At 65.6% G+C, this 25,755-nt stretch carries 20 protein-coding genes; 18 read left to right on the plus strand and 2 right to left on the minus strand.

The window, feature by feature from the left end:
- The 3 genes from ABC729_RS20335 to ABC729_RS20345 are packed head-to-tail and all read left to right on the plus strand — an operon-like array spanning position 1 to position 3,210.
- Positions 1–738 (plus strand): M48 family metallopeptidase, encoded by a 738-nt coding sequence (locus ABC729_RS20335; protein ID WP_495609425.1) that lies wholly within the window; start codon positions 1–3, stop codon positions 736–738.
- Positions 728–2,320: an alkaline phosphatase family protein gene (locus tag ABC729_RS20340; protein ID WP_495609426.1), complete on the plus strand. Its 1,593-nt coding sequence runs from the start codon at positions 728–730 to the stop codon at positions 2,318–2,320. Before ABC729_RS20335 ends, ABC729_RS20340 begins: the two co-directional genes overlap by 11 nt.
- Positions 2,317–3,210, plus strand: a complete 894-nt coding sequence (locus tag ABC729_RS20345; protein WP_495609427.1) for a LysR family transcriptional regulator — start codon at positions 2,317–2,319, stop codon at positions 3,208–3,210. Before ABC729_RS20340 ends, ABC729_RS20345 begins: the two co-directional genes overlap by 4 nt.
- A gap of 3 nt (positions 3,211–3,213) precedes the next feature.
- Here ABC729_RS20345 and hisC read toward each other — a convergent pair whose 3' ends face one another.
- Positions 3,214–4,272, minus strand: a complete 1,059-nt coding sequence (hisC, locus tag ABC729_RS20350; protein ID WP_495609428.1) for a histidinol-phosphate transaminase — start codon at positions 4,270–4,272, stop codon at positions 3,214–3,216.
- A 208-nt stretch (positions 4,273–4,480) separates the two neighbouring features.
- Between hisC and ABC729_RS20355 the strand changes: the two genes are divergently transcribed.
- The 7 genes from ABC729_RS20355 (at position 4,481) to ABC729_RS20385 (ending at position 11,683) form a co-directional block, all read left to right on the plus strand.
- Complete coding sequence (locus ABC729_RS20355) at positions 4,481–4,957, plus strand: formate dehydrogenase subunit gamma (protein WP_495609429.1); 477 nt, start codon at positions 4,481–4,483, stop codon at positions 4,955–4,957.
- Complete coding sequence (locus ABC729_RS20360; RefSeq protein ID WP_495609430.1) at positions 4,954–6,498, plus strand: formate dehydrogenase beta subunit; 1,545 nt, start codon at positions 4,954–4,956, stop codon at positions 6,496–6,498. Before ABC729_RS20355 ends, ABC729_RS20360 begins: the two co-directional genes overlap by 4 nt.
- 9 nt (positions 6,499–6,507) lie before the next feature.
- On the plus strand, positions 6,508–9,375 hold the full coding sequence (fdhF, locus tag ABC729_RS20365; RefSeq protein ID WP_495609431.1) for a formate dehydrogenase subunit alpha: 2,868 nt from the start codon (positions 6,508–6,510) through the stop codon (positions 9,373–9,375).
- On the plus strand, positions 9,372–10,190 hold the full coding sequence (fdhD, locus tag ABC729_RS20370) for a formate dehydrogenase accessory sulfurtransferase FdhD (RefSeq protein ID WP_495609432.1): 819 nt from the start codon (positions 9,372–9,374) through the stop codon (positions 10,188–10,190). Before fdhF ends, fdhD begins: the two co-directional genes overlap by 4 nt.
- On the plus strand, positions 10,180–10,392 hold the full coding sequence (locus ABC729_RS20375; RefSeq protein WP_495609433.1) for a formate dehydrogenase subunit delta: 213 nt from the start codon (positions 10,180–10,182) through the stop codon (positions 10,390–10,392). Before fdhD ends, ABC729_RS20375 begins: the two co-directional genes overlap by 11 nt.
- A 156-nt stretch (positions 10,393–10,548) precedes the next feature.
- Positions 10,549–10,968 carry a c-type cytochrome gene (locus tag ABC729_RS20380; protein ID WP_495609434.1) on the plus strand — a complete coding sequence of 140 codons (420 nt, stop codon included), beginning with the start codon at positions 10,549–10,551 and terminating at the stop codon, positions 10,966–10,968.
- Between the two features lie 85 nt (positions 10,969–11,053).
- The gene (locus tag ABC729_RS20385) at positions 11,054–11,683 is read left to right on the plus strand and encodes a TIGR02466 family protein (RefSeq protein WP_495609435.1); all 630 of its coding nucleotides are present in this window, start codon (positions 11,054–11,056) and stop codon (positions 11,681–11,683) included.
- On the opposite strand, the gene ABC729_RS20390 is transcribed toward ABC729_RS20385, so the two are convergent.
- The gene (locus ABC729_RS20390; protein ID WP_495609436.1) at positions 11,664–18,230 is read right to left on the minus strand and encodes a tetratricopeptide repeat protein; all 6,567 of its coding nucleotides are present in this window, start codon (positions 18,228–18,230) and stop codon (positions 11,664–11,666) included. The two genes, ABC729_RS20385 and ABC729_RS20390, sit on opposite strands and share 20 nt — an antisense overlap.
- 165 nt (positions 18,231–18,395) lie before the next feature.
- Here ABC729_RS20390 and pseB point away from each other — a divergent pair, with 165 nt between their 5' ends.
- The 8 genes from pseB to ABC729_RS20430 all read left to right on the plus strand — a co-directional run bounded on the left by pseB (position 18,396) and on the right by ABC729_RS20430 (position 25,710).
- Positions 18,396–19,421, plus strand: a complete 1,026-nt coding sequence (gene pseB, locus ABC729_RS20395) for a UDP-N-acetylglucosamine 4,6-dehydratase (inverting) (protein ID WP_495609437.1) — start codon at positions 18,396–18,398, stop codon at positions 19,419–19,421.
- A complete protein-coding gene (gene pseC, locus ABC729_RS20400) occupies positions 19,418–20,635 on the plus strand; it encodes a UDP-4-amino-4,6-dideoxy-N-acetyl-beta-L-altrosamine transaminase (protein ID WP_495609438.1) in 1,218 nt (405 codons plus the stop codon). Before pseB ends, pseC begins: the two co-directional genes overlap by 4 nt.
- Positions 20,636–20,639: 4 nt before the next feature.
- Entirely contained in the window at positions 20,640–21,404 is a 765-nt protein-coding gene (locus ABC729_RS20405) for an SDR family NAD(P)-dependent oxidoreductase (protein WP_495609439.1), read from the plus strand.
- Positions 21,401–21,886, plus strand: coding sequence for a Rieske 2Fe-2S domain-containing protein (locus tag ABC729_RS20410; RefSeq protein WP_495609440.1), 486 nt, complete (start codon positions 21,401–21,403; stop codon positions 21,884–21,886). The genes ABC729_RS20405 and ABC729_RS20410 overlap by 4 nt, the downstream gene beginning before the upstream one ends.
- On the plus strand, positions 21,880–22,758 hold the full coding sequence (locus ABC729_RS20415) for an RHO alpha subunit C-terminal catalytic domain-containing protein (protein WP_495609441.1): 879 nt from the start codon (positions 21,880–21,882) through the stop codon (positions 22,756–22,758). Before ABC729_RS20410 ends, ABC729_RS20415 begins: the two co-directional genes overlap by 7 nt.
- Positions 22,755–23,321: a GNAT family N-acetyltransferase gene (locus ABC729_RS20420; RefSeq protein WP_495609442.1), complete on the plus strand. Its 567-nt coding sequence runs from the start codon at positions 22,755–22,757 to the stop codon at positions 23,319–23,321. Before ABC729_RS20415 ends, ABC729_RS20420 begins: the two co-directional genes overlap by 4 nt.
- Before the next feature lie 264 nt (positions 23,322–23,585).
- Positions 23,586–24,692, plus strand: a complete 1,107-nt coding sequence (locus ABC729_RS20425) for an aromatic ring-hydroxylating oxygenase subunit alpha (RefSeq protein WP_495609443.1) — start codon at positions 23,586–23,588, stop codon at positions 24,690–24,692.
- A gap of 19 nt (positions 24,693–24,711) precedes the next feature.
- A complete protein-coding gene (locus ABC729_RS20430; protein ID WP_495609444.1) occupies positions 24,712–25,710 on the plus strand; it encodes a KpsF/GutQ family sugar-phosphate isomerase in 999 nt (332 codons plus the stop codon).
- Positions 25,711–25,755: the final 45 nt, after the last annotated feature.

Consider the following 25,755-nt stretch of genomic DNA (forward strand, 5'->3'; position numbering starts at 1 on the left):
GTGAAGAAGCGGGTGCGTCCGGCCTTGCCCCCGCCCCGCCTGATGGCGGTGGAAGGCGTGCCGGTGCCGGTGGAGGTGCGGGTATCGGCGCGGGCACGGCGTCTGTCGATGCGGGTGGATGCCGCCCGCAACATCGTGCGCATCTCCACCCCGCCACGCGTGCCGGACAATGACCTGCATCTGTTCGTGGGCCGTCACCGTGACTGGCTGGAACAGCGGCTGTCGGCGGTGCCGGACAAGGTGGCCTTCGTCCCCGGTGCCATCGTGCCCATCCTGGGCATCGACCATACCATCCGCCATGCCCCCACGGGCCGCCGCACGCCGCAGCCTGTGACCCTGGCCGATGGCACCCGCGAACTGCGCGTGGGTGGAGAGCTGGACTTCGTGCCCCGCCGCGTGGCCGATTTCCTGAAGGCGGAGGCACGCCGTCTGCTGGCTGCGCGGTCTCAGGAAAAGGCCGCCCGGCTGGGTGCCCGCATCGCCGGCATTACCGTCCGCGACACCCGCTCCCGCTGGGGCAGCTGCTCCCCCGACGGGCGGCTGTCCTATTGCTGGCGGCTGGTCATGGCCCCCGACCCGGTGTTCGACTATGTCGTGGCGCATGAGGTGGCGCACTTGCGCGAAATGAACCATTCCGCGCACTTCTGGGCACTCTGCGCCAGTCTGACGGACGGGGTGACCGAACATCGCGACTGGTTGCGCGCCAACGGCGCCCGGCTGCACCGCTATGGCGCCTAGGGCTGTCGGCAGTGCGCTGATCGGGCTGGCCGCCTTGCTGGCCCTGTCGCTGCTGCTGGGCCTGCCTGCCATACCCGGCGACATGCTAACGCCGGACCATCGCGGCCCCGTGCTGGAACTGTCTGTGCTGTTCGCCACAGCATTGCTGCTGCCCCGCCGGCTTGGCAGGGTTGCCATCTGGACCCTTTCCGTCTTCTGCTGGCTGATCCTGCTGCTGCGGCTGGCCGATCTGGTCAGCATCTTGACGGCGGGCCGCCTGTTCGAACCCGCCTTCGATCCGGCCCTGGTGCCGGCCTTGTGGGATGTGCTGGCGCGCGGCCCCGGTGGGTTGCTGGTGGGGGCGGCGTTGCTGGCGGCCCTGGCAGGCCTGCTCTGCCTGTGCCGCTGGCTGATGGGCCTGATGCTGCGCGTATCGCCGCACGCCCTGCCCACCCTAGCCATCCTGGCCCCGCTGACCCTGTTGACCATGCAGCCGCTGACCCACGGCCCCATTGGTGTCTTGTGGGACCAAGGAAAGCGCTGGCAGGCGGCAGCACAGCTGGAAGACGGGATGGCCGAACCGCTCTCCCACGACCCCGTCGCCGGCCTGCCCGATGATCAGATCTTCGCTGCCTTGCGGGGCCGGCCCGTCATCCTGGCCTGGGTCGAATCCTACGGCCAGTCTGCCCTGACCGATCCGCGGCAGGCGGGGGTGGTGGGGGACCGGCTGCGCACCATGCAGCGGGCCCTCACGGAGGCAGGTTTTCATATGCGTTCCGGTCTGGTGGAAAGCCCGGTGATCGGCGGACGCTCCTGGCTGGCCCATGGCACCTTGCGCACCGGCATCCGTCAGGATCAACCCCTGGCCCAGCGCATGGTGCTGACCGCCGGACGCTGCGGGTTGGTCTGTGCGCTGAACCGGGCTGGCTGGCGCACGCAGGCCGCCATGCCGGGTCTGACACTCCCCTGGCTGGAGGGGCCGGCCTGGGGTTTTGACAAGGTGATGAACCGCCCGGCCTTTGCCTATGCCGGTCCCGACTTTGGTTGGTCCCCCATCCCAGATCAGGCGATGCTGGCCGGCCTGTCGCCCGACTGGTCCGGCCCCCGCCCGCTCTATCTGGAAATCGTGCTGACCAGCAGCCACGCCCCCTGGAGTCCCCTTCCTGCCTGGAAACCCTACAGCCAGGGCCTTATCGACGGGTCCGCCTATGCCGGTGATGATCGACGCAGCGACTATAGCGACATGGCCACCGCCTATGGTCGTTCATTGGATTACAGCCTGCGGGCGCTGGGCGACTGGGTGATGCAGGAAGCGCCGGAGGATGCCCTGATCCTCATCCTGGGCGACCACCCCGCCCTGGACTGGATTTCCACCGGCCAGGGGCAACGCGTGCCGATCCATATCCTGTCCCGCGATGGCGCGCTGCTGGACCGTCTGGACGGGCTGGACCTTGCCCCCGGTATGCTGCCCACCGCCGCCGCCACCCCCCTGCCCATGTGGGATGTTTTCCCCGAACTGCTGGCCCGCTTCGGCCCGCTACCCTTGCAAACCCCGCCGATCCATGCCGACATGCAGGAAAAGGCGGGGGAGGCCGCACCGTGATCGACAAGCTGGAACTGTTCCTGGCCCTGGCCCGCGCCCGCCATTTCGGACGTGCTGCGGAAGAGGCCGGTGTCTCGCAGCCCACGCTCTCTGCCGGTGTAAAACAGCTTGAGGAAATGCTGGGCGTGCCCCTGGTGGTGCGCGGATCGCGGTTCCAGGGATTCACAGCAGAGGGGGAACGGCTGCTGGAATGGTCGCGCCGGCTGGTCGGCGACTGGCGCTCCATGCGGCAGGATATTGAGGCGCTGCGCAAGACGGTCTGCGGCCATTTCCGGCTGGCCGCCGTGCCGACCGCACTCGCCATGGTGCCGAAACTGACCATCGCGGTCATCGACAAGCATCCGGGCGTGGATTTCCTGATCCTGGCGTCGAACTCCCAGAAGATCATCGAACAGGTAGAAAACCTGGCCATCGATGCCGGCCTGACCTATCTGGACAATGAACCGGTCGGCAATTTCATTCAGATCCCATTGTACCGGGAGCGGTATCACCTGATCACCGGTCCCGACAGCCGGTTCTCAGGCCGCACAGAGGTGCGCTGGGCAGAATTGCAGGGTGTACCGCTCTGCCTTCTGTCGCCCGACATGCAGAACCGCCGCATCATCGACCGCGCCCTGCATCAGGTGGGGGTGAAGGCGGAGGTGGCGGTGGAAAGCAATTCCATGACGGCACTGGCCGCCCATGTCCGCACGGGCCGCTGGACCAGCATCATGCCGACGGTGCTGATGGAGGCGCTGGGCCTGCCAGCGGAACTGGCCGCCATTCCCCTGGTCGACCCCGTGATCGAACATACGATCGGGCTGGTGATGATGGACCGCGAACCCCATTCCCCCATGGCCGCCGCCATGATCGCGGCGGCCCGGACATTGTCGCAGAAACAGGGGATGTGACGCTCAGCCCAGTATTTCGCCCAGCGCCGACAGCAGCTTGTCCGTCTCCGCATCGGTGCCGATGCTGATGCGCAGGAAGTCGCTGATGCGCGGCTTATTGAAATGCCGGACCAGGATGGCCTTGGCCCGCAGCGCCGCCGCCAGTTCCCCGCCCTTGTGACCCGGATGGCGGGCAAAGACGAAGTTGGCCGATGATGGCAGCACCTCGAACCCCAGTGCGCGCAGGGCACCGGTCATCCGTTCGCGTGTGGCGATGATCATGTCGCGGTGGCGCTCAAACCATTCCTGATCCTGCCACGCTGCCAGCGCGCCGGCCTGGGCCAGCCGATCCAGTGGGTAGGAATTGAAGCTGTCCTTCACGCGTTCCAGCGCGTCGATCAGATGCCGCTGACCCACGGCGAAGCCAACGCGCAACCCGGCTAGCCCGCGCGACTTGGACAGCGTATGGACCACCAGCAGGTTCGGGTATTTCTTGATCAGCGGGATCGCCGTCTCGGCCCCGAAATCGACATAGGCCTCGTCGATCACCACCACCTGATCGGGATGGTCGGCGACCAGCGCCTCAATCCAGCTCAGCGGCTTGGCGATGCCCGTCGGCGCATTCGGGTTGGCCAGGATGATGGCCCCACAGGGCTGCCGGTAATCCTCCAGCCGGATCTCGAACCCGTCATCCAGCGGCACCAGCACCGACTTGATGCCATAGAGCCGGCAATAGGTCGGGTAAAAGCTGTAGGTGATGTCCGGGAACAGCAGCGGCGCTTCATGATTCAGCAGGCCCTGGAACACATGGGCCAACACCTCGTCAGAGCCATTACCGACGAAAACCTCGCCCGCATCCAGCCCATAGGTATCCGCCACGGCCTTGCGCAGATGGATGCCTGTGGGTTCGGGGTAAAGGCGCAGCGCCTCGCCATTGGCCGCCGCGATGGCGGCGGTGGCGTGGGGCGACGGGCCATAGGGGCTTTCATTGGTGTTCAGCTTCACCAGCCCAGAAATCTGGGGCTGCTCCCCGGCGACATAGGGGCTGAGGGTGTGGACGATGGGACTCCAGAAACGGCTCATTCCAGTAACCTGGCTCTCATTTCGGATAAGGTTTACGGACACGAGGATATGGGCTTGCAAGTCGCGCCGCCCATGGCGAAATGCCAGCCCTACCATGCATTCTGTCCGGGCTTGATCAGGATGTGCAATCGCTCAACAAAACAATCCCATTGATCATGGGGGTGAATGGGGGGAACCCTGGCGGGATATCCGCGCTATGGAGTGCCCGATGACCCCGCCCCTGCCCTGGGACGCACGCCAAGCCGCCGAGATCATTGATCGGCATGTGCATCTGGAGGGTCCGACCCTTCCCATCCTGCATGCGCTGCAGGCGGCATTTGGTTACATCCCCGACGATGCCGTACCGATGCTGGCCGACGCGTTGAACCTGTCACGCGCCGAAATCCACGGTGTCGTCACCTTCTATCATGATTTCCGGCAAGTGCCGACGGGCCGCCATGTGATCAAGCTGTGCCGGGCAGAGGCGTGCCAATCGCTGGGGTCGGAAAAGGCGGCAACCGCGCTGCTGGAACGGCTGGGCATCGGCTGGGGTGAAACCACTGCCGATGGAACCGTGACAGTGGAACCCGTCTATTGCCTGGGCCTGTGCGCCTGTGCCCCCGCCGCCCTGATCGACGGTGATCCACTGGGCCGCCTGGATGGCGCAAAGCTGGCGGCGGCGGTGGAGGGGGTGCGCTGGTCATGACCCGGATTTTCATTTCCCAGGACGTGGCGGCCCTGGCCGTCGGTGCTGAAGCGGTGGCAAGGGCCATCTCGGCGCAGGCCGGTGACACCGTCACCATTGTGCGCACCGGTTCGCGCGGCCTGTTCTGGCTGGAACCGCTGGTGGAGGTGGAAACGCCCGCCGGTCGCATCGCCTATGGCCCCGTCACGCCGGCTGATGTGCCGGGCCTGTTCGCGGCCGGGTTCCTGACAGGCGCGTCCCATCCGCTGTGCCTGGGTCCGACAGAGAGCATTCCCTGGCTGGCACGCCAGAACCGCCTGACCTTCGCCCGTTGCGGCATCATTGATCCACTGTCGGTGGAGGATTACCGGGAGCATGGCGGGTTCAAGGGCCTCGCCCGTGCCCTGGAACTGGGACCGCCCAACACGGTGGAAGAGGTCGTAAAATCCGGCCTGCGTGGGCGTGGCGGGGCCGGTTTCCCCACCGGTATCAAATGGCGCACGGTGGCAGCATCCCCCGCCGACCGCCGCTACATCGTCTGCAACGCCGATGAGGGCGACAGCGGCACCTTCGCCGACCGCATGATGATGGAGGGCGACCCCCTGGCCCTGATTGAGGGCATGGTGATCGCCGGTTTCGCGGTCGGGGCGACCAAGGGCTATGTCTATGCCCGCTCTGAATATCCCCACGCCAACCGCACCTTCACCCGCGCCCTGGATGTGGCGCGTCAGGCGGGGTTGCTGGGAACCAGTATCCTGGGCACGGATTTAGGTTTTGACATCGAACTGCGCGTGGGTGCCGGTGCTTATGTCTGTGGCGAGGAAACGGCCTTGCTGGAAAGCCTGGAGGGCAAGCGCGGTGTGGTGCGGGCCAAGCCGCCCTTGCCCGCCATCAAGGGCCTGTTCGGTCGCCCCACGGTCGTGAACAATGTTCTGTCGCTGGCGACCGTGCCCACCATCCTGGCCAATGGGGCGCAGGCATTTGCCGACTACGGCATGGGCCGGTCGCGCGGCACCATGCCGATACAGATTGCCGGCAACGTGAAATTCGGCGGCCTGTTCGAAACCGCCTTCGGCATCACGCTGGGCGAACTGATCACCGATATCGGCGGCGGCACCCTGACGGGTCGTCCCGTGAAGGCGGTACAGTGTGGCGGTCCGCTAGGTGCCTATTTCCCACCCAGCCTGTTCGATACGGCTTACGATTACGAGGCCTTCACCGCACGCGGTGGCCTGATCGGCCATGGCGGCATTGTGGTCTTTGACGACAGCGTCGACCTGTCGGCCCAGGCGCGTTTCGCCATGGAATTCTGCGCCATCGAAAGCTGCGGCAAATGCACCCCCTGCCGCATCGGCTCGACCCGTGGCACGGAGGTCATCGACCGTATCCGCGCAGGGGTGGAGGTGGAGACCAACATCGCCCTGGTCGAAGACCTCTGCCAGACGATGAAATTCGGCTCTCTCTGCGCCCTGGGCGGCTTCACCCCCTACCCGGTGCTGAGCGCCCTTCAGCATTTCCCCGAGGATTTCCGGCGCGGGTCCTTGCCCGTGGCGGCGGAATAAGGTGTCATCATGACCCTCATCCATGAGACCGATTTCGGCACGCCGGCGTCAAAGTCGGAGAAGCTGGTCACCCTTACCATCGACGGGCAGTCGATCACCGTGCCCGAAGGTACCTCCATCATGCGGGCGGCGATGGAGATGGGGACAAAGATCCCCAAGCTCTGCGCCACCGACATGGTTGACGCCTTCGGGTCCTGCCGCCTGTGCCTGGTGGAGATTGAGGGGCGGCCGGGTACACCCGCCTCCTGCACCACCCCCGTCGCCCCCGGCCTGACTGTGAAGACGCAGACGCCACGCCTGAAGCAACTGCGCAAGGGGGTGATGGAGCTCTACATCTCCGACCATCCGCTGGATTGCCTGACCTGTGCGGCCAACGGCGACTGCGAATTGCAGGACATGGCCGGGGCCGTGGGCCTGCGAGAGGTGCGCTATGGCTTGGACGGGGCCAATCATTTCAAGGCCGACAGTCCATTGGCGATGCCCAAGGACGAGAGCAATCCCTATTTCACCTATGACCCCGCCAAATGCATCGTTTGCTCCCGCTGCGTGCGGGCGTGTGAGGAAGTGCAGGGCACCTTCGCCCTGACCATTGAGGGGCGCGGCTTTGACAGCCGTGTATCGCCCGGACAGCATGACAGCTTCCTGGACAGCAATTGCGTCTCCTGCGGTGCCTGTGTTCAGGCCTGCCCCACGGCCACCTTGCAGGAAAAATCGGTCATCGAGATTGGGCAGCCCGAACATTCCGTCGTCACCACCTGCGCCTATTGCGGCGTGGGCTGCGCCTTCAAGGCAGAGATGCGCGGCGATGAGCTGGTGCGCATGGTCCCCTACAAGGATGGCAAGGCTAACCGCGGCCATTCCTGCGTGAAGGGCCGTTTCGCCTGGGGCTATGCCACCCACAAGGAACGCATCCTGTCGCCCATGATCCGCGACAGCATTGATCAGCCCTGGCGGGAGGTCGGCTGGGAAGAAGCCATCACCTTCACCGCCAACCGGCTGAAATCCATTCAGGCCAAGTATGGCAAGGACTCTATCGGCGGCATCACCTCATCACGCTGCACCAATGAGGAAACCTTCCTGGTGCAGAAGCTGATCCGCGCCGGCTTCGGCACCAACAATGTCGATACCTGCGCGCGTGTCTGCCACTCCCCCACCGGATACGGTCTGAAAACCACCTTCGGCACCTCTGCCGGCACCCAGGATTTCGACAGCGTCGAACAGACCGATGTCGTGATCGTCATCGGTGCCAACCCCACCGATGGTCACCCCGTCTTCGCGTCGCGCCTGAAAAAGCGGTTGCGGCAAGGGGCGAAGCTGATCGTCATCGATCCGCGCCGCATCGATCTGGTGAAGTCGCCCCATATCAAGGCGGAGGTGCATCTGCCGCTGCTGCCCGGCACCAATGTCGCCATCGTCACATCGCTGGCCCATGTCATCGTCACCGAAGGGCTGGTGGACGAAGCGTTTGTGCGCGAACGCTGCGACTGGGCGGAGTTCCAGGAATGGGCGGCGTTTGTGTCCGAACCGCGCAACAGCCCGGAAATGGTGGGGCCGATGGCCGGCGTGGAGCCGGACGCCATCCGCCATGCCGCCCGCCTGTTCGCCACGGGCGGCAATGGGGCCATCTATTACGGGCTGGGCGTGACCGAACATTCCCAGGGCACGACCACCGTCATGGCCATCGCGAACCTCGCCATGGCGACCGGCAATATCGGGCGCCCCGGGGTGGGCGTAAATCCGTTGCGGGGTCAGAACAATGTCCAGGGTGCCTGCGACATGGGGTCCTTCCCGCATGAGTTTTCCGGCTATCGCCACGTGTCGGACGATGCCACACGGCAGATGTTTGAGGAATTGTGGGGCGTGCCCCTGTCGGGCGAACCGGGCCTGCGCATTCCCAACATGCTGGACGCTGCCGTCGACGGCACCTTCAAGGGCCTGTATGTGCAGGGCGAGGATATCCTGCAATCCGACCCCAACACCCACCATGTCGCCGCCGGTCTGGCTGCCATGGAATGCGTGATCGTGCAGGACCTGTTCCTGAACGAAACCGCCAATTACGCCCATGTCTTCCTGCCCGGCTGTACCATCCTGGAAAAGGACGGCACCTTCACCAACGCCGAACGCCGGATACAGCGGGTGCGCCGGGTGATGGCGCCCAAAAACGGCTATGCCGATTGGGAGGTGACCATGCTGCTGGCCCGCGCCATGGGCTTTGCCATGAACTACGCCCATCCCAGCCAGATCATGGACGAGATTGCCAAGGTCACGCCCAGCTTCAAGGGCGTGTCCTATCAGCGCCTTGAAGAAATGGGCTCCATCCAGTGGCCCTGCAACGACAAGGCACCCACCGGCACGCCCGTGATGCATATTGACGGGTTCGTGCGCGGTAAGGGCAAGTTCGTGATCACCGAATATATCCCGACGGAGGAGCGCACCGGTGCGCGCTTCCCTCTGCTGCTGACCACGGGCCGCATTCTGTCGCAGTACAATGTCGGTGCCCAAACCCGCCGCACCGCCAATGTGGTCTGGCATGAGGAAGACCGCCTGGAAATCCACCCGCATGATGCGGAGAACCGGGGTATCCGGGATGGTGACTGGGTGAAGCTGCAAAGCCGGGCCGGCGAAACCAGCCTTCGCGCGCTGATCACCGACCGGGTGGCCCCCGGCGTGGTCTACACCACCTTCCACCACCCGGACACGCAGGCCAACGTCATCACCACCGATTATTCCGACTGGGCCACCAACTGCCCGGAATATAAGGTGACCGCCGTCCAGGTCAGTCATTCCAACGGCCCGACCCAGTGGCAGCAGGAATATGAGGCCCAGGCGAAACAGTCCCGCCGGATCGAAGGCCACGCGGTCGAGGCCGCGGAATGAACCAGCCAGCGAAACCTCTGAAACGGCTGGCTTGGCACGACGGCACGATGCGGGACGGAACCCGTATGGTGGTGGATGAGGTGCCCGTGGCCATCGTGCATGATGGTGCCACCTATGCCGTGATGATGGCCAGCCCCAGCGATCTGGAGGATTTCGCCATCGGGTTCAGCCTGACCGAGGGCATTATCGAAACCCAGGATGAGGTGGACGATCTGGAACTGGTCGAAACCGACCTGGGCTGGGTCGCACGTCTCTGGCTCTCCCAACGCCCCCGCACCGCCCTGACCACCCGTCGCCGCCGCCTGACCGGCCCCGCCGGCTGCGGCCTGTGCGGGGTGGAGAGCCTGTCGGAGGCGGTGAAACCCGCTAGGCCCGTCGGCCCTGGCCGGCCGCTGACACCGCTTGCACTGGCGACCGCGTTCGATGCGATGTCGCAACAGCAGGCATTGGGCCGCCTGACCCGCGCCGCCCACGCCGCCGCCTTCCTGGCCCCCGATAGCAGCATGACGGTGCGCGAAGATGTGGGCCGCCACAATGCGCTGGATAAGCTGATCGGTGCCCTGGCCCGCGCCGGGATCGACGCGACGCAGGGTGCCATCCTGATGACCAGCCGCGTGTCGGTGGAACTGGTGCAGAAGGCGGCGATGGCTGGTGCGCCCATCCTGGCCGCTGTCTCCGCCCCCTCCACCCTGGCCGTGAAACTGGCGGATGATGCCGGCATGACCCTGGTGGCGGTAGCCCGTTCCGACGGGTTTGAGATTTTCAGCCACCCGCACCGCATTCAACCTGAGCAGGAGCAGACCCGTGTCGCCTGACAAGCTGGTCATGATGGCCAACCAGATCGGCGCTTTCTTCGCCAGCCAGGGGCCGGGCGGGGTAAAGGGTGTGGCCGACCATATCAAAAGCTTCTGGGACCCGCGCATGCGGGCCGGAATTTTCGACCATCTCGATAACGGTGGCGAGGGCTTGACCCCCATCGTCATCCAGGCCCTGGCCATGCTGCGGCCCAAACCATAGGCCCTGGGAGGGTACCGTTCGGCCAAGGATGTCACGCATCTTGACCCTATCCATAGCGGCTGGGACCTTTTGGCAGCTTGACCAGCCGTCGTCACACCGTATGTCTTAGGTGCCGCGCCTTATTTCCGGCGCTGAAGCCCCCGAGGGAGTATCACGATGAAGTCCCTGATTGCCGCTTTTGCCCTGACGGGCGTCGCCATGCTGTCCGCCGGCACCGCCATGGCGCAGGATGCCGCCAAGGGTGAGGCCGTGTTCAAGAAGTGTATGGCCTGCCACCGCGTCGGTCCCGATGCCAAGAATCTGGTTGGTCCCATCCTGAATGGCGTCGTCGGTCGTACCGCCGGCAAGGTGGAGGGGTACAAGTACTCCGACATCAATCACAATGCTGGTGAGGCCGGTCTGATCTGGACCGAAGACAATATCGTGAAGTACTTGGCCGATCCGCAGGCATTCCTGAAGGGGTACCTGACCGAAAAGGGCAAGGCCGACAAGGCGGTGGGCGCCACCAAGATGATGTTCAAGCTGCCGAACGAGCAGGAGCGCAAGGACGTCGTCGCTTTCCTGAAGACCAAGTAATGGTGATGACCACCGGATCGGGCCTGTTCCCGGTCCGGTGGCCCATTGACGGGCGTCACGGCACACCGTAAGCCTTCTGGCCATCATGACCGACGCCAATGCCCCCCTGATCGAAACCCTGTTCGCAACCCGCCTTTACCGCGCCGAATTGGACGGGACGGAGGGGTTGAACGACGAACTGGCGGCCTGCTGCCGCTCAGCCGCCGAAGATGACGTCGCCGGCCAGAAATGGAGCGCCAAGAACGGCTATACGGGTTACACTTCGTACTCGTCGCTGGATGACCTGCCCTGGCGCTTCCCGGCGGTGAAGGTCCTGAAATCCCATCTCGACCGCCACGCCAAGGCCTTCGCAAAATTGCAGGAATGGCAGTTGGGCGACAAGAAGCTGGAACTGGACAGCCTCTGGATCAACGTGCTGGACCCCGGTGGATTCCATGGCTCCCACATCCATCCCAACTCTGTGATCAGCGGCACCTATTATGTCGATATCCCCGATGGTGCCTCGTCCATCCGGTTTGAAGATCCGCGTCTGGCCCTGATGATGGCGGCTCCCCCGCGCAAGCCGAAGGCGGCGCGTGATCTGCTGCCCTCCATCCCCGTGGCACCCAAGGCAGGCACCCTGTTGATGTGGGAAAGCTGGCTGCGTCATGAAGTGGTGTTGAATCAGGCCGAGAGTGAGCGGATTTCGATCAGCTTCAACTACGCCTGGCGCTGATCAGCAACCGCGCCGCGTCCATCAGGGCGGCCGCCATGCCCGCCCGGCTGTCCAACCGGCGCATGCTGGGAAACCAGGGGCGGACGGCGGTGCCGAGGCTGGTCCAATCGGCCCGGCCTAGCCGCCAGACAGGCACTCCCAGCGCACCCGCCAGTTCCCCCACCGCCGTCGGCACGGTAATGACAAGGTCCAGCGCGGATATCAGCGCCGCCTGCCCCTCCAGATCATCGGTCAGGTCCAGATCATCAAAGCGGATGATGGGGATGCCGGTCGCTTCAACTTCCCCCTCCTTCAACCCGCGCTGTAAACTGACCAAGCTGACACCCGCAATCGCCGCCAGCGGTGCGAAATCGGACAGGCTGGCATAGGACCGCTGGCGCTCCGTCGTCATCATGCCCGACCGCCAGCAGATACCCACCTTCAATCCGGGACCCACAGCGCGCAGCCTGTCCCGCCAGAAATGGACCAGCTCATCGCGGGCAGTAAGATAGGAGGTGGGCGTGACCGCGTTCAGGTCGCGCCAGATATGTCCCCCGACATCACCCGCCGCGACGGCGCAGTCGGCGTCGTCCGGGTCGGACGTGTCAGCGCGGATGGTGGCGGTGGGAAAGGCCCGCGCGAAAAGCCCCGACAGCCTTGCATCCCCCTCGATCACCAGATGGCCGCACCGGGCAATGAGCGCCGGATAAAGGGCAGCGAACATCAACTGATCGCCCAGCCCCTGTTCACCCCAGACCAGCAGGCGGCGGCCCGTCAGGTCACCGCCATCCCAGACCGGCAGCGACAGGCGGCGGCCCCGGATCGTCTCCGTTCCCCGGAACCGCATCGCATACCCGTCCCACCCCAGTGCCAATGCCCCATCGGTCAGGTCCAGCAACCCGCGATTATAAAGGGCGGTCGGCAGGCCCGGCGTGATGGTCAGCGCCTGCGCATAGTCACGGCGGGCGGCGACATTGTCCCCCCGCATTTCCGCCACCCGCCCCAGATTGTTCCAGGCCTCGCCATTGGCGGGATCAAGCCGCAGCGCCTCGCCCAACATATCCGAAGCCTCAGCCAGCTGACCGCGCTGCCGCAGCACCTCCCCCAACCCTGTCAGCAGATGTGTGTCAGGACCACCCAGGGTCAGGGCCTGCCGGTACGCCTGCTCCGCATCCGGCAGCAGGTCCAGTTCCTTCAACGCCACGGCCAGATTGCCATGTGCGGCGGCGCCCCCCTTGTCCAGGTTGATGGACTGGCGATGGGCCTTCACGGCATCCTTCAGACGACCCAGCGCCCGCAAGGCATTGCCCAGGTTGGTCCAGGTGCCGGGATCGGCAGGCCGCAGAGCCAGGGCCCGGCGATACGCCCCCTCGGCGAGTTCGGGCCTGTCCAGCGATTGATAGAGATTGCCCAGATTGACCCAGGCGGCGACATAGTCGGGCGCGGCCTTCAGCGCCCGTTCCATGAAGGGAACGCCATCGCCCCCCTGCCCTGCCTGTTGCAGGGCAAGACCCAGCAGGTGCAGGGCCACCGGCTGTTCCCCCTCCCGCGCGATGACGGCGCGGTAGAAGGACATGGCTCCTGCGGCATCACCCGCCTTCTGCCGGTCAATACCGCGTTCCAGCCAGCCAGACGGATCGCCATCCGGCCCTTCCGCCGGCTTCAACGCCGTCAGCGCTGCCACGACCTGGGGCACCAGCGATGCCATTGCGCCACTGCCGGATGGGGTGAAAACCCGCATGGCGGCAAACCAGGGCCGCACGCCGGTGCCCAGCCGCGTCCAATCCACCGGTCCCGACAAACGCCAGACCGGCACACCCACGGCCCCCGCCATCTCCCCCACCGCCGTCGCGACGGAAATGACGAGATCCAGTTCGGCGGTCAGCGCCAATGTGGTTTCCAGATCATCCCGCAGATCGACCCCATCCCACCGGTGCAGACGCACGCCATGGGCCACCTCCAGGGCGGCGATTTCCGCCTCCGCCCCGTCATATTGCAGCGACACGACCTGCACCCCCGGCATCTGCAACAGGGGCAGCCAGTCCGACAGAAGGGTGTAGGATGCCGCCCGCGCCGCCGTGCGCAATTGACTGCGCCAGCACAGGCCGACGCGCAGGCCGGGCGGCAGGGCCGACAGCCGTTCCCGCCACAGCACCGCCAAATCCGGCCTTGGCGACAGGAACGCCGCCCCCGTCCAGCCGGCGATCTGCGGGGCTAACAACAGGGACAGGCTGCCCGCCGGCACATGGCAATCAACCTCGACCGCCGTGCCTTCGGCCAGGACCCTCGCAAAGGGAAAGGCGCGGGCCAGGATGGAAACCAACCTCGCATCGGTCCAGATGACGATATCGCCGCCCAGGTCCGCCAACCGTTGGTAATGGGCCGCGAACATCAGTTGATCACCCAGCCCCTGCTCCCCCCAGACCAACAGGCGGCGACCGGCCAGCCGGCTACCGTCCCAGCGGGGAACCGGCGGTGGGCTGCCCCATGCCACCTCGCCACTGTCAAACCGCGCCTCATGCCGGGTCCAGCCGGTGGTAAGCTCTCCCTGCCCCAGGGCCAGCAGGGCGTCGTTATATAATGCGCGGGCAAAGCCGGGCCGGATGGTCAGGGCGCGTGACAGCGCCGCCCTGGCCCCACCCACATCGCCCCGGTTCACCATATCCACGGACAGGTTGACCGCCGCCTCGGCATAGGTCGGGTCGACAACCAGCGCCTTCTCCTGGGCCTGCACCCCGCCAGCGGCATCGCCCAGCGCCGTCCGGCACAGACCCAGCTCGCTCCACGCGTCGGGCATATCGGGGGCCAGCGCCAAGGCCTTATGGTGCCAGTCCGCCGCCTCCCGCCAGCGCCCCAGATGGCGCAGGGCCACGCCCAGATTGACCTGTGCGCGGGGATAATCCGACCGCTGCACCAAGGCCCGGCGACAGGCCTTCTCCGCATCGGCATAGCGGCGCAGCTCCACCAGCGTCGCTCCCAGATTGGCCCACGCCTCCGCATAATCCACACGCCGCGCCAGGGCCTGGCGGAAGGCTTTCTCCGCCTCCACGAACCGGCCCAGGCTTTTCAGGATGCTGCCACGCGTATTGTGGGCACCGGCGAATTCCGGGTCCAGCGCCAGGACCTTATCGACCAGCGGCAGGGCATCCGCCGCCCGCCCGGTCTGCAACAATACCTGCGACAGCAGATGCAGCGCGTCCACATCGTCGGGTGCCCCCCGCAGGATGGCGCGGTATCCCGCCTCCGCCGCCCGCAGATCACCCGCCCGCTGCTGTTCCAGCACCTTTTCCAGGGACGGCGGAGCGACCGGCAATGCGGGCATGGACAGCAGACCGGACAGCGTCCGCGCCATGTCCGGCACGACATCCGCAATCGACGGTGCCCGGAACAGCCGCATCGTCGGATACCAGGGGCGCCCGTTGGTGCCCAGGCCTGTCCAGTCACTGCTGTTCTGGAACCGCCAGACGGGCGTGCCCAGCGCCGCCGCCATCTCCCCCACGGCGGTCGGGGCCGTGATGATCAGGTCCAGCCCAGCCATCAACGCCGCCGCCGCCTCCAGATCATTTTTCAGGTCGATATCGGCGAACCGATGCATGATGACGCCATGGGTCGCCTGCAGGGCCGCAACCTCCGGCGCCGCATCGTCATATTGCAGGCAGACCGGCACGATACCGGGCAGGGTCAACAGCGGCAGCAGCGCCGGCAGTGTCAGATACCCCAACTTGCGGTCGCCATCCTGCAATTGCGAGCGCCAGCAGAAGCCGACCCGCAAACCGGGCGGCAGCGTGTCCAGCCGGGCCGTCATCTCCTGCGCCCGACCGGGGTCCGGCACCAGCCAGCCCACGGCCTGCTGCCCGAAATCGGCCAGGGAGGGCCGCAGCAGAGCGGGCAGGTCGCCCAGCGCGCACTGGAAATCCGCATCGCGCGGATCATCCGTTTCCGCCCTAACCACGGTGCCGGGAAAGGACCGTGACAGAAGCCCGACCAAGCGGGCGTCGCATTCCACGATGACCTGGGCACCTCTGGCCTTAAGGTCGGCAATCAGACCGGACCACAGGATTTCATCCCCCAGCCCCTGTTCCCGCCAGATCAGCAGCCGCCGCCCCTTGATCTCCTGCCCCTGCCATTCCGGCAGGGCGAAGCGTCGGGACACGGCCTGCCCCGCCGCAAACCGGGCGCGATAATCGCTGAAACCCCGTGTCAGGTTTCCCTGCGTCAGCAGGATATGGGCGCGGTTCCACCGGGCCAGCGCCTGATCTGGATGGCTTTCCAGCACCCGGTCCAGGATGGGCAGCGCCTCTGCCTGCCGGTTCTGGCTCACCCGTATCTGGGCCAGATCAATCAGCGCCGGTGGGTAGTCCGGGACCACGGCCAGGGCTTGCTCCAGGGCCTTCTCCGCCCCCGCCAGATCACCCAGGCGGAACAGCGCGTAGCCAAGCCCCGTCAAAGCCTCCACCCGATCGGGCGACAGCTCCAGCGCCCGGTTGAAGGCCGTCACCGCTTCCCCGAACCGGTGCGCGGCCCGCAGCGCCCCGCCCAGATTGACCCAGGCCGATAGCAGGCCGGGATCAATCGCCAGTGCCGCCCGATGCGCCTCAATGGCACCGGCATGATCCTCCCGCGCCTGGCGGATCAGGCCCAGCGTGTCCTGCGCATGGGCCGATACCGCCGGCCCCGTCAGCAGGGGCATCAGCTCTGCCTCGGCCCCGGAAAAGTCCCGCATATCCAGCAGGCACAGCGCGATATTAACGATGGTGATCGCATGACCGGGACGCAGCGCCAATGACTGCCGGTACCGAGCACAGGCGGCATCGGCCCGTCCCTGTGTCCGCAACGCCGCACCCAGCCGGGCCAGCAGCAGCGCATCGCCCGGCAGCAGGGTCGCCGCCCGCTCCAGCAGCCTCACCCCTTCATCCACCCGCCCCTCGCGGACCAGGACATGGCCCCGCCGGTGCAGATCGTCCCCATCCTCCGCCATGGCCGGAACTGACCGCAGCGCCGCCAGTTCCCGGGCCATATCCGTGATCAGGGCCGCAAACCCACCGACATTCCGGGTGAAGCAGCGCGTGGTCGGGTACCAGGGCCGGGTACCGGTGCCCAGACGGGTCCAGTCATCATCATCGCCGATGCGCCAGACGGGCACGCCCAATCCGCCGGACAGTTCCGATACGGCGGTTGCCGCCGTGATGACCAGGTCCAGCGCACCCGTCAGGCCGGCAACCGCGTCCAGATCGTTACGCAGGTCGATATCCGGTCGGAACAGCGCCGTCCCCGCCGGCAGATGAGCGGTTAGTTCGGCTTGGGTCGCCGGGTCATCCAGATCATACTGGATCGGCACCCAGCGAATGCCCGGCACGGCAAACAGCGGCGCGAAATCCGCCAGACTGGGATAAAGCCCCTTTCTTTCCGCCGACTTCAACCCGCTGCGCCAGCAAAAGCCGACATTCAGCGCCGGCCCCAGCTCCACCAGCCGCTGCCGCCAGCTTCTGACCACAGCCGGATCGGCGGTCAGCCAGGGCTTGCCCGGAAACCGGGCCAATGTGGGCCGCGCCATGCGGGGCAGGCTGCCCGCCGCGATCTGCCAGTCGGCGGTCGGCGTGCTTCCCGCTGCCGCCACCCGCAGATGCGGGAATGACCGCATGAACAGGGGGGTCAGCCGCGCATCGCACTCCACCGTCACCGGACCGTCCAGACCCTTCAGGTCCGGGAACAGGCTGGAGAACAGGATCTCATCCCCCAACCCCTGCTCCGGCCAGATCAGCAGATGTTTGCCCTCCAGCATGTCGCCCTGCCAGAAGGGAACCTCCAGTTCCCGGCGGGGCTGGCGCTGGCGGGCGCGGAACCGCTCCTCATAGTCAGCCCATCCCTGCTGCAGCCGGCTTTTGGCCAGATGGTCCAGTGACAGGTTGAACCGCGCCACCGGCTGATCCCGGTCCAGTTCCAGTGCCCGCTGAAACAGCGGCACCGCCTCCTCCACCATTCCCTTGCGGCGCAGAAGCGTGCCCAGATTGGCATGGGCCACCGCCAGATCGGGGTTCAGCGACAGGGCCTTGCGCTGGCACTGCTCAGCCTCCTCGAACCGGCCCAGTTCAAGCAGCCCCACGCCCCGGTTGGACCAGGCATCGGCCCGCATCGGCGCCATGGCCAGCGCCTGCCGCGCCACCTTCTCCGCCTCTTCCGGTCGGTTCAGGTCCAACAGGACGGCGGCCAGGTTCGATTGCGCATCAACCAGATCGGGTTTGGCGGCCAATGCTGCGCGAAATGCACGCTCAGCGGCACGAAACCGCCGCACCGCCATCAGCATGCCGCCCAGATTATTCTGGATCGATGCTGATTTCGGTGCTGCATCAGCCGCCGCCATCACCCGACGCAGCCCCTCCTCGGTATTCCCTGACTGCCACAGCGCCAGACCCAGCAGATGGCTGGCATCGACATTCTGCGGCGATTTCGTCAGGATTTGCTGGTACAGGCTCACGGCCCCTGCCATGTCGCCCTGCTGATGTCGGGCAATGGCCGCATCCAGCAAACGGTCGGGCGAGTCGGTCGGGGGCGGAGATTTGCGGTCCATTTCCGGTCCGTCGGGGGCGGGGTCCCGCCACCTTAGCCCAAGCGCACCGCTGCATCCAACAAGCTTGGCAGGAGGTCAAAGCCTCAATCTGCGGAAATACTTAACCACACCCGCTAAACTGGCTAGCATGGGCAGCACGCCCGCCCGTCAGCGAACCGGATTGAGATGAGCACAGAGCCCACCCGCGCCCCCGCCCTGTTCAAGGGCGCATCCGTCCTGATCACCGGCGGCACCGGTTCCTTTGGCCGGCAGTTCACGCGTTTCCTCCTGAAATACGGCAAGCCGCGCCGGCTGGTCATCTTCTCGCGCGATGAATTCAAGCAGTATGAGATGCAGCAGCAATTCGCGGACATGGATAACCGCGACGTGCTGCGCTTCTTCATCGGCGATGTCCGCGATCAGCAGCGCCTGTCCATGGCGATGCGGGAGATTGACTATTGCATCCACGCCGCCGCCCTGAAACATGTGCCGACGGCCGAATACAATCCCATCGAATGTATCCGCACCAATGTGAACGGGGCGGAAAACGTAGTGCAGGCCGCACTGGCCAACAAGGTCAAGAAGGTGGTGGCCCTGTCCACCGACAAGGCCGCCAGCCCCGTGAACCTCTACGGCGCGTCCAAACTGGCATCGGACAAGATTTTCGTCGCCGCCAACAACCTGTCCGGCTCCGTCGGCACCCGCTTTGCCGCCGTGCGCTATGGCAATGTGGTCGGCTCGCGCGGCTCGGTCGTGCCCTTCTTCCGCAAGTTGATCGAGGAGGGGGCGAAGGAACTGCCCATCACTGACGACCGGATGACGCGGTTCTGGATCACCTTGAACAAGGGCGTGGATTTCGTCGCCACCTCCTTTTCCATGATGCAGGGGGGCGAGATTTTCGTGCCAAAAATCCCCTCCATGCGCATTGTCGATCTGGCCCACACCATGGCCCCGGACCTGCCCCACCGCATTGTCGGCATCCGGCCCGGTGAAAAGCTGCATGAGATCATGATCACCGAGGATGATGCCCGGCAGACGGTGGAGCTTCCCGACCGCTACATCATCGAACCCGCCTTCAAATGGTGGGATCGCGGCCCCTATGCCAAACAGGGGGCGGTGCCGGTCCCTGACGGCTTCAGTTATCGCAGCGACACCAACCCCGAATGGTTGTCAGAGGATGCGATGCGCGCCCTGCTGGAGCGGCCTTCGTGAGCAAGGGCCCCTTTCTGCCTTATGGGCGGCAATGGATTGACGAGGCCGACATCGCCGCCGTGGAACAGGTGCTTCGCGGTGACTGGTTGACCCAGGGGCCCAGCATCGGCTGGTTTGAGCGTTCATTCGCGGAAAAGGTGGGGGCGCGCCACGCCATCGCCTGCGCCAACGCCACCGCCGCCTTGCATGTCTCCATGCTGGCGCTTGACCTGAAGCCAAATGACGCCGTGCTGGTGCCCAGCGTCACCTTCCTGGCGACCGCCAATGCCGTCCGCTATGTCGGTGCGCAGGTGGCCTTTACTGATGTCGATCCCGATACCGGCCTGATGCGCCGCCAGGACGCCGAAGACGCAATCAAACGCGCAGAGGCCCGGGGCTGGCGCGTGCGGACCATCGCCCCCGTGCATCTGGCCGGGCAGACCGCCGACCTGGCGGACCTGTCGGCGCTCGCCGCCGAACGCGGGCTGACCATCGTGGAGGATGCGGCCCATGCCGTCGGCACCCGCCTGACCGGGGCTGATGGCAATATGGTGGCCGTCGGTGCCTGCGACCGTTCGGACCTCGCTTGCTTCTCGTTCCACCCCGTCAAGACCATGGCGACGGGTGAGGGCGGTATGGTCACCACCAATGATGACGCGCTGGCAAAGAAGGTGCGCGCCGGGGTTTCCCATGGCATGGCGCGCGACCCGGACGGGTTCACCAACCCCACCGCCGCCCTGGCCGCCGATGGCACGTCTAACCCCTGGTATTATGAGATGCCGGAACCCGGCTTCAATTACCGGATGACGGATATCCAGGCGGCCCTGGGCATCAGCCAATTGGCAAAGCTGGACGCCTTCGTGCGCACCCGCGCCAAACTGGTCGCGGCCTATGATGCGGCGCTCGCCCCGCTCTCCCCCATCTTGAAACCGGCTGGCCGCATGCCGGGGGTGGAGGCGGGCTGGCACCTCTATGTCGCGCTGATCGATTTTGCGGCCCTGGGCATGGACCGGGCCGCCTTTATGGCAGCATTGCGCCAGGATGGCGTGGGTAGTCAGGTCCATTACATCCCCGTCCATACCCAGCCCTATTACCAGCGACTTTATAGCGACCTGCATCTGCCGGGGGCTGCGGGCTGGTATGATCGCTGCCTGTCCCTGCCGCTCTATCCCGCCATGTCCCTGGCCGATCAGGATCGGGTCGTGGACAGCCTGACGCGCATCATCAAGGGTTAAGCCCATGTCCGCCATCATCAATCCAATGGACCTGTCGGGCCGGCACATCCTGGTGACGGGTGCCTCTGCCGGTATCGGTCGCGCCACGGCGATCCTGGCGGCCAAACTGGGCGCGCGCGTCACCGTCACGGGCCGCGATCAGGACCGGTTGGCCGCCACCTTGGCCGACCTGCCCGGCGACGGCCATCGCGCCGACGCCTTCAACCTGTCCGCCATCGACAACATCCCCGGCTGGATGAAAGCGGCGGCACAGGCCAATGGCCCCTTCGACGGTCTGGCCCATTGCGCCGGCATCCAGACCCTGCGCCCCATCCGCATCTTCCAGGCCGATTTCTTTGACGATGTGATGCGCACCAACCTGGGCGCCTCGCTGGCGCTGGCCAAGGGGCTGCGGCAGAAGGGGGTGAAGGCGGACAAGGCCAGCCTTGTCTATATCTCCTCCACCGCCGCCACCGCGTCCTCTCCCGCCAATGTCGTCTACGCGGCGGCCAAGGGCGGGATCATCGCCGCCACCAAGGGCCTGTCGGCGGAACTGCTGCCCGACGCCATCCGCGTCAATTGCGTGGTGCCCAGTATCGTGATGACCGAACTGATCGAACGCGGCTTTGAAAAGCTGAATGCCGATCAGATCACGCATCTGGAAAAGCTGCAGCCTCTGGGCTTCGGCCATCCCGACGATGTAGCGAACGCTATCTGCTTCCTGCTGTCTGATGCGGGCCGTTGGATCACCGGCACCTCGATGGTGGTGGATGGGGGCCGCACTGCATGAGCGGGTGGGTGCTGCTGGCCCATGGCGATGATCTGGCGGCCCATGGATGCTGGGCCACGGGCTGGATCGGTGCCATTCCGGTGCTGGTGCGCAATTTCAACGGCACCCTGCGCGGCTTCCGCAATGTCTGTTCCCACCGTTTCGCCCTGATGCTGACGGAACCCACCGGTAAGGGTCCGCTGCGCTGCCCCTACCATGCCTGGGTCTACGATCAGGACGGCGTGCCCAAAGCCATTCCCTTCAACGACACCGACTTCCACTTGGACGATGCCGCACGTAAGGCCCTGGCCCTGCCTGCCATTGGCGTGGCGGTGGCCGGCGGTCTGGTCTTCGCGCACCTGGACCCGGACGCCAACACCGCCATGCCCGCCAGCTGGATGGAGGGCGGCAACGGGGAGCGCACGCTGCCTGATGGCTCCGTCATCGCCGCAGGCCCCACCATCCGGCACCGGTCCTCTGCACGGCGGGAGGGGGCATGCTGAACTACGACATCTCCCCACCCCGCCGCCGGTTGCTGGCCCCCCGCTGGTTCCATGACCCGGCATCCTTCGCCACCGAACAGGCCGCCCTGGCCACCCGCCTGCCCTGGCGCTTTATCGGATTGGCGGATGAAGGCGTAACGGGTGACGCCGCCTGTGGCGGCTTCCTCTTCCGCCACCAGACGTCCGATGCCCCGCCGCTGGCCGACTGGCTGGGCCCAATGGCCGACCGGCTGCTGCTGCTCTCCACTGCCCTGGACAGCCCCGTCGCCAGCGACAGCATCGATTTCGCGGCCAACTGGAAAATCCTGGTGGAAAACACCCTGGATGATTTCCACGGCTCCACCGTCCACCCACAGACCATCCACCCCGCCGTCGATGCCGATTGGCATCGCCACCTGCACACCGACCATTTTGGCGCCCACAGCCGCTCGCAATGGAAACTATCGGAAGGTACCGCCGCTTGGTGGGAGAAGCTGGTGGCACGCGGGGCCTTGCGCCGTTTCGCGGTGCAGGACCTTTACGACCATTGCTTCATCTTCCCCGACCTGTATATCGCCAGCTTCCATGGCACCATGGTCATCGTCCACCGTGTGGTGCCCTTAGCCGTGGACCGCACCCGCCTGGAATGGCGGACCTTCCTTCCCGCCGCATCGGATGACGCGAAGGCCGCCAGCTTCCGGCGTGGCCTCGTCTCCATGCTCACCGGTTCGGCCCGGCAGGTGATCGCGGAGGACAAGCCCCTGTGCGAACAGGTACAGCAGGCCCGCATCGCCGCCACCGGCCCCGGCATCCTGGGCTGGCGTGAACAGCGCATGGGCGATGTCCATGACGCCCTTGCTGCCCTGCTGCCGCCGGAGGTGACGGAGCCATGACCAGTGCCCTGACCTTCCGCCAACCCACGCCCGACGATGCCGAATTGCTGCTGACCTGGCGTCGCCTGCCGGAGATTGCCGAACAATCCTTCAGCGAGGTGCCCGACGATATCGACCGGCAACGCGCCTGGATCGAACGCTCCAACGCCCGCACCGACTACACCCATCGCATCATTCAGGTCGATGGCATCGATGTCGGCTATGGCAGCATCACCATCACACACGCCGATTGGAAGGTCGGCACCATCGGCGTCTATATGGGTGACCGGCGGGGCCGCACCGGCATCGGCGCGCTCAACTTCGCGCCCATGCTGAACCACTGCTTCTACACCTTGGGCCTGCGTAAACTGGTCAATCAGGTCTTCTCCAGCAATGAGCGTGTCTTGAAGGGGCAGACCATGCTGGGCTACCGCCATGTCGGGGTCCTGCGCGAACATGCTGTGAAGAATGGGGAGGCCAAGGACGTCCATCTGTTCGAAATGCTGGCCGCCGACTGGGCCGCCGTGCGCCACCGCTTCGGCATCTTCTGTGACATGGACGGGCGCGTGTTTGGCGACGTCTGAATTGCCCTAAACCCCTCATTCTGATAGACTTGGTCTCATCACCACCCGACCCGCGCCCACCCCGTTCGAAGCAGACCGCTTTCGGACTCCAAAAGCTATGAACGGTGAAACACACCTTCATTTTATGTTTCACTTGGTTGCACGGGCCGCCAAATTCAGGGGTGCCGACATTCCCAGCCGGTAAGGCCCAAACTCCGAAACATCCGCATTTTCATGTTTCACAGCGTTGCACAGTGCCCGTGAACGTAACCGCAGGTTCCCCCGATGCTGGCCCACCCCGCCGCCCTGATCACCGCCGACTACCGCGATCCTGACCGGTACAAGGCCGAACAGCAGTCCCTGTTCGCCCGGTCCTGGCAATTCGTGGGCTTCGCGGACGAGGTGTCGGAACCCGGTTCCTGGCTGGTGCGGCAGATCGCGGGCCAGTCGGTTCTGATCCAGGATTTTGACGGGGACCTTCGCGCCCTGCGCAATGTCTGTTCCCACCGTTTCGCACAGTTGCGCGCGGGGGAGAGCGGTACAGCCAATGGCCCCCTGCGCTGCCCCTATCATGGCTGGACCTATGACCGGGACGGGGTGCCCGTCGGCATCCCCGGCAATGCCGACTGTTTCGGGCTGGACAAGGCGGGTAAGCAGGCCCTGGCTCTGCCCCGCTATGAACTGGACCGCATCGGCCGGTTCCTGTTCGTGCGGCTGGTCCCCGGCGGGCCGTCCCTGCTGGACAGCGTGGGTCCGCATGCCGACCTGTTGCAGGCCCTGTCCGACGGTATGTCCGCCCCCTTCGCACAGGCGGCACAACCGTGGGAAGCCAACTGGAAGGTCGGGATTGAGAATGTGCTGGAGATCTATCACGTTGACGCCGTGCATGCCGAAAGCTTCCGCACCGTGGTGGACGGCTCCTGGCGCGTGGTCCCCTCCGGCATTCATTCCATCGGCTATGCCGGCATTCGGCCAGAGGCGCAGCGCTGGTGGGACGGGGCCGGCAAACGCCTGGGCCTGATCCCGATCGATGCCGTGGCCGGGGTGGAGGGCTATGTCCACCTGCTGCTGTTCCCCAACCTCGCCATCGGCATCACGGCGGGCCGGATGATGAGTGTGCAGACACTGGAGCCGACGGGCCCTGAAAGCTTCACCCTGCGTTATCGTCTGTGTCTTGCCAAAGCCAGGGATGGGGCCAGCAAGGCAGCCCTGGCCGCCCTGACCAGTCACCTGACCGCCCTCAATGAAAAGCTGCTGTCGGAGGACCGGGCCGTCTGCGCCGCCGTCGGTGCCGGCCTGCGCCATGTCGAAGGGGCAGCCCTGCTGGGCGCGAACGAGGATCGTATCCGTCATTTCCATGCCACGATCCAGACCCTATCTAGGGCCGGTTGAACGCCATTCGGATTCTGTGATGACCCATCGTGATGACCCGGCCCTGGTGGCCGCCGCTGACCTGTTGCGGATTGAGGCCAAGGCCGTTCTGGCACAGCTGGACAGCCTGGATGCCGACTTCCTGGCCACCGTCAGCCATATCGCCAGCGGGGCCGGCAATACGCTGGTGGCCGGCGTGGGCAAATCCGGCCTGATCGCGCGGCTGCTCTCATCCAAACTGGCGTCCGTGGGGGCGCAGGCCTTCTACTATTCCGCCCTCGACGCCCTGCATGGCGAACTGGGCGCGCTGCGCGAAGGCGACCTTGTCATCCTGCTGTCCAACAGCGGTCAGACCCAGGAACTGATCGACCTGGGCAAGGTGGCGGCCCGGCGCGGGGTGAAGGTGGCCGCCATGGTGTCGCGCGTGCCGTCCGGCCTTTCACGGATCGCCGACTGGACCCTGCGCTGCCATGTAGAGCGGGAAGCGACGGAGACCAAGCTGCCCACCGCCAGCACCACCGCCATGCTGGCCCTGGCCGATGCGTTGGTGGTGGCCGTGGCCAAGCGGCGCGGCTTTACCATCAACGATTATGGCGACAACCATCCCGGCGGCACGCTGGGCATTGTGCTGGCCGGCAAGGTGCGCGACCTGATGGTGAAGGCCCCCGAACAGGTGGCGCTTGTCACCGCCGAACAGCCGATCTTTGAGACGCTGCTGGCCATGACCCGCTTCCCCAATGGCGCGGCCCTGGTGGTCGATGGGGCCGGAACGCTGGCGGGCATCGTGACCGAAGGCGATATCCGCCGTGGCCTCGCCGCCCATGGCAAAACCTTCCTGGAAAGGGATACCGGCGCCTGCATGACCGCACCCGTGCGCCGCACGTGCGGCCCCGACGCCACGGCGTTGGAAGCCCTCGAAATCATGGAAACACCGCACCAGATCAATGTGCTGCCGGTGGTGGATGGCGATGGTTCGGTGCTGGGCCTGCTGCGCCTGCACGACATTGCGGGTCTGGAGGTTGAAAAATCGCTGGGTTGACCGGCGAATTTCTGCCTAATGTCGTACAAGGATATGTTGAAGAAA

Source organism: Niveispirillum sp. CC-CTL257 (genome assembly GCF_059489915.1).